Consider the following 10413-nt stretch of genomic DNA (forward strand, 5'->3'; position numbering starts at 1 on the left):
TGCGGGGTTGGTGGTGGCGATGGAGTTGTTGTCCGGGGCTGGGGAATTCACGCATGGCGGATCTGCGCGCGTTCTGCCGCGACCGATCCATTGGGCCGGATCAGCTCTGGGGCTGGCCCACAGAGCGTCTTTGCCAAGCGCTGGGCTGGCCGTCGCACTGTCAGTGCGCCGTCGATCGATACAGATGTGAGCAGGGGGCTGCGCCCGATCTTGAGGTCCCCAACTGTGTTCTTCTGCCCGGTGATCCTGCCTGGCCAAGCTGTTTGGACCAGGCGGATCCCCCTCCGGCTGGGCTGTTTGTCCAGGGGGCTCGATCGCTGCTCCGGCATCTGAATGCCCGCGAAGCGATTGCGGTGGTTGGCACGCGTTCTGCCTCTGAGCATGGCCTTGCAATGGCGGAAGAGCTGGGTCGCGCTCTCGCCGAAGCCGGCTGGCCTGTGCTTAGTGGGCTTGCGGAAGGGATCGATGCTGCAGCGCACCGCGGCTGTCTGGCCAGGAACGGAGCACCCATCGCTGTCTTAGGGACGCCGTTGGATCGTGTTTATCCGACCCACCATCGATCCCTGCAACAGCAGGTCGGTGAGCAAGGGCTGCTGCTGAGCACAACCCGGTCTGGCTGTCGGGTTCATCCAGGGCACTTCGCGGCTCGGAATCGTTGGCTGGTGACCTTTGCGAAAGTCCTTGTGGTGGTGGAGTGTCCGCAACGAAGCGGAGCCTTGATTTCGGCAGGCTGGGCGAGCCAGATGGATTGCCCTCTATGGGTCGTCCCTGGTGATGCCCGCCGTTGGTCCTGTCGGGGCAGCAATGCACTGCTTCGGGATCGAGCGACAGCTCTGATTCATCCCGAGGATCTCCTGCGGTGTCTGGGTGATGGTCCGTTGAAGTCGGATGATTCTCGCCTCATGAGCCGCAAGCTGTTGGGGGCTATCGGAACCGGGGCTTCTTTGGATCAGCTGGTGCATCGCTTGCAGTGTTCCCCTGCTGAGCTGGCCCCTCAGCTGCTGGCTCTCGAGTGCCAGGGCGAATTGCTGTGTGAGTCTGGACTGCACTGGCGCAAGCGTCGGCCTTGAGAGACTGCAGCACGCTGACTGGCACTGAACTTTTGCAGTGGCGGCGCAGACAACTCGCCCTAGGTGGGACCGCGGCGGATCTCGATTGGTTGATTGATCTGGCAGGTGGTATCCCCTGGGCAAGCTTGCAAAGGCTGCTCCTGGATCCATCACGCACCATTGCCATGGTGCAGTCCCTCGATGTGCTCACTCAACTTTGGCAGCGCCATCTTCAGGAGAACGTTCCCCTGCAGCATTTGGTTGGGCTTTGTCCATGGCGGGACCTTCTGCTCGAGTCGTCCCCCGCTGCGCTGATTCCCCGTCAGGAAACTGAACTGCTGGTGGATCTTGCCCTGAGCCACTTGAAGGCGGCCCCTCCCGGCCGCTGGGCTGACCTCGGCACCGGCTCGGGGGCCATCGCTGTGAGTTTGGCCCTCGCCTGGCCGACGGCATTGGGGCATGCAGTCGATCTCAGTTGCGATGCTCTGCGTTTGGCGGCACGCAATTTCAAGCGTTGTGCCCCGAACCACAACTGCTCGCTTCACCTCGGGTCGTGGTGGATACCACTCAAGACCTGGTGGGGAACCCTGGATCTGGTGATCAGCAACCCTCCCTACATCCCGATTTCAGTTGTTCATGGTCTCGAGTCCGTTGTTCGAGACCATGAACCACATTTGGCGCTGAGTGGAGGAGAGGATGGGCTTGACGCGATTCGCGCTGTGGTGGACGGAGCGCCGAAGGGTCTGGCGCCTGGGGGTTGGCTTCTGCTCGAGCACCACCATGATCAGAGCGCTCTGGTTATGCAGCTGATGCGTGATGCGGGTTTGGTGGAGGTCAGCGCGGCTGCTGATCTTGAGGGGACGCGTCGCTTCGCTCTTGCCCGAAACCGTGCTGCAGCGTCCTGATGAAGGAACGATTCATACCCCCTCCGATCCTTGAAGCCACCGCATTGGTGCAGCGTCTTCGTGCTGGTGAAGCCGCCATCATCCCCACCGATACCCTGCCCGGGCTCGCGGTGATGCCCGATCAAGCGCAGACCCTCTGGCACTTGAAACGTCGACCTGCTGATAAACCCCTGATCCTCATGGGGGCAACGGTTGATGATTTGCTCCAGGAGGTCGATGTCTCGTGTCATCGGGAGGTTGAAGCGTTGGCTGAGCACTATTGGCCTGGAGCACTCACGCTGGTACTACCTGCCTGTGATGGTGGTGCTGCTTGTCATCTCAACCCAGGGGGCAGAACCCTCGGCTGCCGCATCCCTGCCTGCGAGCAGACCCGTGAGTTGCTTCAGATCAGCGGGCCGTTGGCCACCACCAGTGCCAACCGCTCCGGAGAACCGGCGAGCATGACCTCAGCAGATGCGTCGCGGTATTTCCCTGATGTCGCTCAACTGGGGCCCCAGCCGTGGTCCCAACCCTCAGGTCAGGCCAGCACGGTGTTGGTCTGGGTCGAGGTCGGACGCTGGCGCATGGCGCGACGGGGTGCTGTGATTCCTTCAGGGCTTGAGGTGTTCGAGTGATCCCACTGGTCGGGCTCTGCCTGCTGGTGATGGCAGTGCTTCATTGGGTGTTGGAGCCCCTTGAAGCCCTTTTCACCTGGACGCTTCAACTGAATCTTCTTCCCTGGCTGCTGGGATTGATCCTCATCTGGATCTTTGCGGGTGAAACGGATCGCAGGCCATTCCCCTGATCCAGATCAAGCCGGCTAACGGATTTGAACCGATGGCCTTCGCTTTACAAAAGCGCTGCTCTACCACTGAGCTAAGCCGGCATGGGGGGCATCGTACCTTCGCGGCGTTGGCGATCCAATGCAGGGTCTCCATTCCTGATCAGCCAAAGCGCCAGCTCGAGTCGGTTTCGACAACCGCTCTTGGAGAGTGCCCGGCTGATGTGGCACTCAACAGTGCGGTGGCTAATCACCAATCGGTGGGCGATGGCTCGGTTCTCGAGGCCGTCAAGCAACAAGAGCACCACCCGCTTTTCAGCAGGAGTGAGGTGATTTAAAGGGCTAAGAGTCAAGCTTGAACAGGTCGCTGCTCAGAGGGTTCCACCCTTTGATGGTTGGGTGATCGGGCGACGGATGGGAAGGTTGGCCACCAGGGCAGTGACGCGGTCTTCCGTCTCCAGGCTCACATCTCCTTCCTCAAGGTCGATCTCCACGTAGCGGGCAACCACTTCGAGGATCTCGCGCCGCATCTGCTCAAGCAGCTCCGGATTGAGGTCACTGCGGTCGTGGGCGAGCACCAGCTGGAGACGCTCCCTTGCTGTTTCAGCACTGGCGGGCTGACGGCCCAGGAGTTTGTCGATGAATTCTTTGAGTGTCATCGCCTCAGAAAATCCGGGTTTGCATCAGCTTGCGCATCCTGGCGCGTAGGCCGCGGCGGGCCTGGGATGGATCCATCAGGGGAATGTCTTCGCCCTGAAGCCGTTGGGCGATGTTGCTGTAAGCCTGTGCCGCGGGTGATGACGAGTCGGTCAGCGTCAAGGGTTCACCGCGGTTGGTGCTCACAATCACCTGCTCATCTTCAAAAACAAGACCCAGGAGAGGCAGCGCCAGGATGTCGGTGACGTCATCCACCGAGAGCATTTCCTGGTTCGACATCATTTTGGGGCGGACTCTGTTGAGCACAAGCTGCACTGGCTGCACCCCCTGGGTATTCAGCAGTCCGATCACGCGATCAGCGTCCCGAACGGCTGCTACTTCCGGCGTTGTGATCACGACAGCTTCGCGGGCTGCAGCCGCCGCATTCTTGAATCCGTCTTCAATCCCGGCCGGACAGTCGATCAGCACGTAGTCGAACTGGCGCTCCAGCAGCGAAACGATGGCCTGCATGTCCTTGGGGGTCAGCCACTCCAGCATCCGGGGGTTTCCCGCAGGCAGCAGAGCCAGATTGGGCTCCTGCTTGTGTTTCACAAGGGCTTGCTCAAGTCGGCAGGTCTCGGCCAGCACCTCCTGAGCGGTATAAACAATGCGGTTTTCCAGACCCAGGAGCAGATCGAGGTTTCTCAGTCCGAAGTCCGCGTCAAGAACCACGGTTTTGGCTCCTTGGCGAGCAAGAGCGATGCCGAGGTTCGCTGTGGTCGTTGTTTTTCCGACACCGCCCTTGCCAGAACAGATCAGGATGGTTCGGGTCGTCGACACCAGGGTTCTGCTTTGGTGCGGCCAGAATAATCTGGCTTCACGCTCTGACAACGGCGTCAGCGTTTTTGAAAGCTTTGGATGACGGCAGGTTCAATGGCGATCACGCCATCCTTGAGTTCCGCTTGTTCGGCTAAACCAGCCTGGGGCAGATCCTCGGGGCCTCGCGCTACCACGTCGGCAATCCGAAGTTGCAGTGGTCGCAGCTGCAGGGCAACGATTTTCGCGGTCGTCGACCCCTCGCATCCAGCGTGGGCTACACCTCGCAGGCGCCCCCAAATCAGAACATCAGCAGCTGAGCTGATCCGTGCTCCGGGATTCACATCGCCGCAGAGGAGGATGCTTCGGTCACTCTGGAGATGATCGCCGGAGCGGAGTGTGCCCTGGTGGAACAACAGCTCTGTAGGGCCCGCTGGGATCGAATTCGTCTGGGCTTTATGTTTAAAAGATGCGTGCTCAGGGCTTGCGTCCAGGCCAAGCGCTGAGGCACTTACGACGGTTTCCAGCGCTCGGCTTGTGATCCTTCCGAGTTGATGGCCTGCATCGGTAACCAAGGCACATAGGTCCGTCAGATCGGTGCAGCTCAGGATCCAGTCTTCGCAATCCAGATCAACGATCGTTTCGGAGCAACTGTTCAAGAGATCAGGCAATCGATCCCTCCAGTGATCAAGGCGCTGGTCGGGAAGCTTCAGTGTCATGGCTGCTTCACCTTTGCTGATCGGGGCCATTCAACGTCCATTTCTTCCCTGAGCTCGGAACTGATGTCACGGGGGTGAATCAACCAGGACGTCGCCGCAGGTGTGGCCAAACTGGCAACAAGTGGCGATGCCTGTTCCAGAGCCTGGAGCTGACGTCCATCCCACAGGCGCAAGCCGCCTCTATAGGGGTGGTACCCACGGAGTTGTTGATGACGCAATCCGCAGCACAGTTCCGGGTCATGGCCATGACGATCGGCCAAACGCCTGGCTGTCGCGAGCAGTTGCAGTTGATCAGCCCGGGGGAGATGTTCGACGGCCGTAGCTTTGAGTAGGCGTCGATCTAAAAAACGACCGCTGAGTTCAGCGAGGGGCGCTGGGGCTTCAGATTGCCATCGCTGAAGGTGGTAGCCGGTGCGTTGGTCGTCGTTGGCGAGGAAGTCCTCAAGGCTGATCATGTTCGGTTGCCAGAGCCAGCTGGCCATCACTTCATCAGCCCACACCTGCTTAGGACCAAGCTGTCGTGCCGTCAGGATCAGTTTTTCCAGCAGCCAATTGCACACCACATTCAGCCGGTGGTTGTAGACGCTCCTGTACATCAGATTCCTCACCACCAAGTAGTGCTCAACAGCCATCAGACCTTTGGGGTGAATGGCCATCTCACCATCAGGGGCAAGGGTCAGTGCTCCGAGAATTCGGTCGAGATCCAGCTGCCCGTAGCGGGTTCCAGTGCTGTAGCTGTCGCGCAGGAGATAGTCCAGACGGTCGCAATCCAGTTGGCTGCTGACCAGGTGTTTGACCAATGGGTGTGGGCTGAGGCCATGCTCAAGAAGATCTGCCACCGCATCTGCTGTACCGGATTGATGGCTCTCCAGACATGCACGGATTTTTGGGTGATGCCGGATCACCCGTGCTGACCATTGTTCGTGGCGCAGGCCGAACATTTCCTCGCCGGTATGGCTCAAGGGGCCATGGCCGATGTCATGGAGCAAAGCAGCGCCATAGAGCAACCCGCGGTGCTGCTCCAGATCCGGCGCCAACGGCAGCATTCGCTCAAACGCACGTCGCGCCAGATGAAAGACGCCCAGCGAGTGGGTGAACCGACTGGATTCGGCGCTGTGGAAGGTGAGGTAAGCCGGTCCCAGCTGCCGAATACGACGCAGGCGCTGAAAAGGTGTCGTATCCACAAGGTCCATCACCATCCCTTCTGCTGGGGCTTGTCGGTCAAGACCGATGCCCCGATGCAGAGGGTCGTGATAGGTGCGCTGGCTCATGCCTCGATGTCGTCTGCGGATTGTTCAAGCAGTGCTTCCATCCATTGCTGCGCTTCGGAGAGCCAGCGGTCGCCATCACCGCCGGGATTCAGCGGCTCCGGATCGGACAGCGCACGATCGGGTGCGATCCCCTGTCCCTGAATATCCCGTCCGCTGGGTGTCACATACCCCGCGACAGTCACTGCAAGTCCGCTGCCGTCACTCAGGTTGGTCAGCGTTTGAATCAGACCTTTCCCAAACGTCTGGCCTCCGAGCAAGGTGGCTCTTTGATTGTCCTGAAGTGCTCCTGCCAGGATTTCACTGGCGCTGGCAGTTCCCCCATTCACGAGGGTGACCATTGGTCCGTCGAAGACCGTCTGGAGACTCGCCTGGATGGTGTCATTGATTCCGTCGCGGTTGCGGGTTTCGACGATGGCGCCACCGGAAAGAAACTCGTCTGCGACTGCCAATCCAGCACTCACCAAGCCACCTGAGTTGTTGCGTAGATCGAGAACCAATCCTTCGATGTCCTTGTTTCCAAGATGGGTGAGAGCTTCTTTTACCTGTTCTGGTACGCCTTCACTGAATTGGGTGATTCGCAGGTAGCCGAGGGTGTGGCTGCCGTTGCGCAAGCGGCGTGTACGCACCGGCCTGAGATCCACGCTGCGGCGTTCAAGGGTCAGTTCATTCGACTCGCCATTGCTGTTTCCCAGAGTCAGAACCACCTGCGAGCCCACGTCTCCCCTCAACGCTGCCACCGTTCCCTCGAGACCTAAATCCACCACCGCTTTGCCATCAACGGACAGCAGCTGGGTTCCACTGGTGATGTCTGCCTCTCCAGCTGGCGAGCCTTCTAGGGCTGAAATCACCACAACGCCATTGCCGCCTTCGTCCGGTCCCAGTTGCAATCCCACACCGCTGAGATTTCCGCTGGTGCTGTTTTTCAGAGCTGCGTAGTCCTCCGGACGGAGCAGCCGTGTGTAAGGGTCTCCCAGCTGAGCGAGCATGGTTTCGATGGCCGCGTAGGCATCGTCACTACTCTCGATGCTGCGTTCCATGGCCTTCTGGCGTTGACGTCGCCAGCGGACCTCATCGAGTTGCTCGGGGTTCCAAAATCCCTGGTTCACGAGGCGCCAGCTGTCCACCACGAGCTGTTGTGTATCGCTGAGTGCAACGGCTGTGCACACGTTCCCCAGCACCAAAAAGCAGCAAAGAGCAGCTGTGATCAGTTGACGCAGCGCTCGAAACCCTCTGCGCCGCAGCCAGTCTGAAAGATCGTTAACAGTTGGATACATCGCGGGGGGTTCGCCTCGATGGCAGAAGCGTGCTCAGTAGACTTTCGCAACTCGAGCCCGCTTGTGCATGGCGAACTCATCACCGGTTTACGACTGGTTCCAGGAACGTCTGGAAATCCAGGACATTGCAGACGACATCGGCTCCAAGTACGTGCCTCCCCACGTCAACATCTTTTATTGCTTGGGTGGCATCACGTTGGTGTGCTTCCTGATCCAGTTCGCGACCGGGTTCGCGATGACCTTCTATTACAAGCCCACTGTCGCTGAGGCCTACAAGTCGGTCGAGTACCTAATGACCGATGTCAGCTTCGGCTGGTTGATCCGCTCCGTGCACCGCTGGAGCGCCTCAATGATGGTGCTGATGCTGATCCTCCATGTGTTCCGCGTCTATCTCACCGGTGGCTTTAAACGCCCCCGTGAGCTCACCTGGGTCACTGGCGTCACCATGGCTGTCATCACGGTGTCCTTCGGCGTGACCGGATACTCCCTCCCTTGGGATCAGGTCGGTTATTGGGCTGTGAAAATCGTCTCCGGAGTTCCCGCAGCCATTCCAGTGGTTGGAGACTTCATGGTTGAACTGCTTCGCGGTGGTGAGAGCGTTGGTCAGGCCACCCTTACGCGCTTTTACAGCCTGCACACTTTCGTGATGCCTTGGCTGCTGGCTGTGTTCATGCTCATGCACTTCCTGATGATTCGGAAGCAGGGCATTTCCGGTCCTTTGTGATCTGCGTTCCTACTGTTCCCTCAACACCTGGACTAACCGATGCACATTCTCAAGAAGCCTGATCTCTCCGATCCCAAGATGCGGGCCAAGCTCGCGAAGGGTATGGGTCACAACTATTACGGCGAGCCCGCCTGGCCCAACGATCTGCTCTACATCTTTCCGGTGGTGATCCTCGGCACCATCGCTTGTGTGGTGGGTCTGGCTGTTCTGGATCCCGCGATGCTCGCCGACAAGGCTGATCCCTTCGCGACACCCCTGGAAATTCTTCCCGAGTGGTACCTCTATCCGGTCTTCCAAATCCTGCGGGTTGTTCCGAACAAACTTCTGGGCATTGCACTCCAGACTCTGGTTCCCCTCGGTCTGATGCTTGTTCCTTTCATTGAGAGCTTCAACAAGTTCCAGAATCCGTTCCGTCGTCCCGTTGCAATGACTGTGTTCCTGTTCGGAACTGTCACCACGATCTACCTGGGTATCGGCGCTGCACTCCCTATCGACAAGTCCCTCACCCTCGGACTTTTCTGATCAATCGCAAGATTTCAGATTTCTTACCCCGACTCCATGAGTCGGGGTTTTTTTGTGCTGATGGATTGGAGCTTGTTTAGTGACCCATGGATTCGTCCAGATTCAGCATCAGGACGTCGTCTGGGTTGACGTGGAGGAAGTGGTGCATCAGCAGAAAACCAACGATGGTCCAGGTCTGATAGGTACGTGACTGCTGTCCAACCCATGTCCCTGTCGGTCCGTCGAAGTATTCGGCCCACTGCTGACGGGGCAGTTGGTTGAGATGGCTCCAATAGCACTCGTCCAACAGGGTTTTCATTTGCCCCATCAGCAACACGTCGGCTTGGGGGTTCAGGCGTTCATGGAGAAGGATGGACGCTCCGAAAAACCAGAGCAGGCTCGGCCAGTGGCCGCCGTTGTGATAGCTCCATGGCCAGTTTTTGGGATCGGACCCTGTCTTGTTCTCCCACTCCACCCCTTCCATGGGTGGATGACAGATGCGCATCGGCATCTGGGCCATGAGGTGATCCCGGTTGTGCAGAACCAATCGGAACATTGCCCGTTGCTGCGGCGCGGTCAGCAGCCCGAACAGGGATGCCAGGGAGTTTCCCAGGGAATAGAAGCGGAAATCCGGTCGTCCGGTTCGCATGTTCCCGATCATGTAACCGCCTCGGTTTTCGAGCCAGTCCTGCAACCAGTCCGGGATGACCTGCGGTTGAACGTTGAACTCGTTCTGATGCTGGTTTTCTCCGTACTGCTCCGTCGGACGTCGTCGAAGCACTTGCATGGTTTTACTGGTGACCCAGTAGTGCTTCAGCAGGAACTGCCGCAAGTCATGGGTCCACTGCCGGCTTAAGCGCAGCCGTTCTCCTAAAAGAACACTGTTCTCCTGGCGTTGGCACAGCTCCATCAGTCCCACGCAGCTGCGGAGTGCAGCAAAGAGCAACACTTCCACTTCCAATGGAGCCCCCCATACGTCCATGGGGCGGTCAATCATGAAGGCGCAGTCCGGAACGAACAGCACCGGTGTTCCCTCGAAACTTGGGTGAAGAACGAGATCGAGCAGCAGTTGCAAACCACGCTGCACCTCAGGACTTCGACCGAAATCCGTGTCTCCACTTCGCTTGACGTAGATCCAGCAAAGAATCGGCCACCACAGGCTTGCATCCACTGAGGTGATGCGACCGATTGAGCGTTGGCCGTAGTCCGCAACGAGTTCCCCTTCCTCTTCAACGAAACTGGTGGGAAAGACACCGCGCGTTTGAACACTGGTGCTTTGCAGGTGAAGGCTGACGCTTAGAAACTGCTTCACGATGGCGAAGCGGCCTTCCAGCATCAGATAGATCATCACGGGAACGTTGTCCCGTAGGAAGATTTCTCCGTAGTTGAGAGCTTCGTCAGAACGGCGATGTTCCATCGCCGCAACGCTGCCGGCGAGTTCCCCTTGTACCCCGATCAGCGTGGCCTCGAAGTGTTCACGTGCTTTTTGCAGCACCTGGTATTCGTTCGAATTGGGGCGGAAACGCTGGCTCTGTTCAGTGAAGCGCGTTGGCATCGCGGTGACCTCCATCTGAAACGTAGTTCTGGCAATGGGTTTCGCCAGTGGAAGCAACTCTTCAGATCTGAATACGACGTGCCTCTTGCGAGCTGGGGAGATGTGGTGTTATGGTTTTGTCTTGCGCGGGAGCCGAGAGGCGAGCGCGCAAGCCGAAGCGCTGAAGGCGAAAGTCTTGATGTGTCTTAGGCGACTTACAAGAT

Annotated in this window: 13 protein-coding genes and 1 tRNA gene; 6 read left to right on the forward strand and 8 right to left on the reverse strand. The window is 58.7% G+C overall.

Annotation, left to right across the window (positions count from 1 at the left end):
* Positions 1-53 precede the first annotated feature (53 nt).
* From NCN06_RS05910 to NCN06_RS05925, 4 genes are read left to right on the forward strand one after another with little or no spacing between them, the layout of a single operon-like run.
* The gene (locus NCN06_RS05910) at positions 54-1070 is read left to right on the forward strand and encodes a DNA-processing protein DprA (RefSeq protein WP_226398242.1); all 1017 of its coding nucleotides are present in this window, start codon (positions 54-56) and stop codon (positions 1068-1070) included.
* Positions 1049-1954, forward strand: a complete 906-nt coding sequence (prmC, locus tag NCN06_RS05915) for a peptide chain release factor N(5)-glutamine methyltransferase (RefSeq protein ID WP_370631281.1) — start codon at positions 1049-1051, stop codon at positions 1952-1954. Before NCN06_RS05910 ends, prmC begins: the two co-directional genes overlap by 22 nt.
* Positions 1954-2568, forward strand: a complete 615-nt coding sequence (locus tag NCN06_RS05920; RefSeq protein WP_226398244.1) for an L-threonylcarbamoyladenylate synthase — start codon at positions 1954-1956, stop codon at positions 2566-2568. Before prmC ends, NCN06_RS05920 begins: the two co-directional genes overlap by 1 nt.
* Positions 2565-2738: a hypothetical protein gene (locus NCN06_RS05925; protein WP_226398245.1), complete on the forward strand. Its 174-nt coding sequence runs from the start codon at positions 2565-2567 to the stop codon at positions 2736-2738. The genes NCN06_RS05920 and NCN06_RS05925 overlap by 4 nt, the downstream gene beginning before the upstream one ends.
* A 9-nt stretch (positions 2739-2747) precedes the next feature.
* Here the strand turns inward: NCN06_RS05925 and NCN06_RS05930 are convergent.
* From NCN06_RS05930 to ctpZ, 7 genes are all read right to left on the reverse strand, one after another.
* Positions 2748-2819, reverse strand: a tRNA-Thr gene (locus tag NCN06_RS05930).
* Positions 2810-3067 (reverse strand): response regulator transcription factor, encoded by a 258-nt coding sequence (locus NCN06_RS05935; protein ID WP_226398246.1) that lies wholly within the window; start codon positions 3065-3067, stop codon positions 2810-2812. The genes NCN06_RS05930 and NCN06_RS05935 overlap by 10 nt, the downstream gene beginning before the upstream one ends.
* An 18-nt stretch (positions 3068-3085) precedes the next feature.
* Entirely contained in the window at positions 3086-3373 is a 288-nt protein-coding gene (minE, locus tag NCN06_RS05940) for a cell division topological specificity factor MinE (protein WP_115022992.1), read from the reverse strand.
* A 4-nt stretch (positions 3374-3377) separates the two neighbouring features.
* On the reverse strand, positions 3378-4190 hold the full coding sequence (minD, locus tag NCN06_RS05945) for a septum site-determining protein MinD (protein WP_226398247.1): 813 nt from the start codon (positions 4188-4190) through the stop codon (positions 3378-3380).
* 56 nt (positions 4191-4246) lie between these two features.
* A complete protein-coding gene (locus NCN06_RS05950; RefSeq protein WP_226398248.1) occupies positions 4247-4885 on the reverse strand; it encodes a septum site-determining protein MinC in 639 nt (212 codons plus the stop codon).
* Complete coding sequence (locus tag NCN06_RS05955) at positions 4882-6156, reverse strand: HD domain-containing protein (protein ID WP_226398249.1); 1275 nt, start codon at positions 6154-6156, stop codon at positions 4882-4884. The genes NCN06_RS05950 and NCN06_RS05955 overlap by 4 nt, the downstream gene beginning before the upstream one ends.
* Positions 6153-7430: a carboxyl-terminal processing protease CtpZ gene (gene ctpZ / locus NCN06_RS05960; RefSeq protein ID WP_226398250.1), complete on the reverse strand. Its 1278-nt coding sequence runs from the start codon at positions 7428-7430 to the stop codon at positions 6153-6155. The genes NCN06_RS05955 and ctpZ overlap by 4 nt, the downstream gene beginning before the upstream one ends.
* 67 nt (positions 7431-7497) lie before the next feature.
* Between ctpZ and petB the strand changes: the two genes are divergently transcribed.
* Together petB and petD are read left to right on the forward strand one after the other, a co-directional pair.
* Entirely contained in the window at positions 7498-8154 is a 657-nt protein-coding gene (gene petB, locus NCN06_RS05965) for a cytochrome b6 (protein ID WP_011363493.1), read from the forward strand.
* A gap of 39 nt (positions 8155-8193) precedes the next feature.
* Positions 8194-8676 carry a cytochrome b6-f complex subunit IV gene (gene petD, locus NCN06_RS05970; RefSeq protein WP_115022998.1) on the forward strand — a complete coding sequence of 161 codons (483 nt, stop codon included), beginning with the start codon at positions 8194-8196 and terminating at the stop codon, positions 8674-8676.
* A 76-nt stretch (positions 8677-8752) separates the two neighbouring features.
* Here the strand turns inward: petD and NCN06_RS05975 are convergent, their stop codons facing one another.
* Positions 8753-10210 carry a glycoside hydrolase 100 family protein gene (locus NCN06_RS05975; protein WP_226398251.1) on the reverse strand — a complete coding sequence of 486 codons (1458 nt, stop codon included), beginning with the start codon at positions 10208-10210 and terminating at the stop codon, positions 8753-8755.
* Between the last annotated feature and the right edge of the window lie 203 nt (positions 10211-10413).

The sequence above is a fragment of the Synechococcus sp. MU1648 genome (genome assembly GCF_023630615.1).
Taxonomy (GTDB): domain Bacteria; phylum Cyanobacteriota; class Cyanobacteriia; order PCC-6307; family Cyanobiaceae; genus Parasynechococcus.

Coding starts and splice junctions, on each gene's coding strand:
- NCN06_RS05955 (WP_226398249.1), bottom strand. CDS start 6,156: ATGAGCCAGCGCACCTATCACGACCCTCTGCATCGGGGCATCGGTCTT.
- petD (WP_115022998.1), top strand. CDS start 8,194: ATGCACATTCTCAAGAAGCCTGATCTCTCCGATCCCAAGATGCGGGCC.
- NCN06_RS05920 (WP_226398244.1), top strand. CDS start 1,954: ATGAAGGAACGATTCATACCCCCTCCGATCCTTGAAGCCACCGCATTG.
- NCN06_RS05975 (WP_226398251.1), bottom strand. CDS start 10,210: ATGCCAACGCGCTTCACTGAACAGAGCCAGCGTTTCCGCCCCAATTCG.
- NCN06_RS05950 (WP_226398248.1), bottom strand. CDS start 4,885: ATGACACTGAAGCTTCCCGACCAGCGCCTTGATCACTGGAGGGATCGA.
- minE (WP_115022992.1), bottom strand. CDS start 3,373: ATGACACTCAAAGAATTCATCGACAAACTCCTGGGCCGTCAGCCCGCC.
- ctpZ (WP_226398250.1), bottom strand. CDS start 7,430: ATGTATCCAACTGTTAACGATCTTTCAGACTGGCTGCGGCGCAGAGGG.
- NCN06_RS05910 (WP_226398242.1), top strand. CDS start 54: ATGGCGGATCTGCGCGCGTTCTGCCGCGACCGATCCATTGGGCCGGAT.
- petB (WP_011363493.1), top strand. CDS start 7,498: ATGGCGAACTCATCACCGGTTTACGACTGGTTCCAGGAACGTCTGGAA.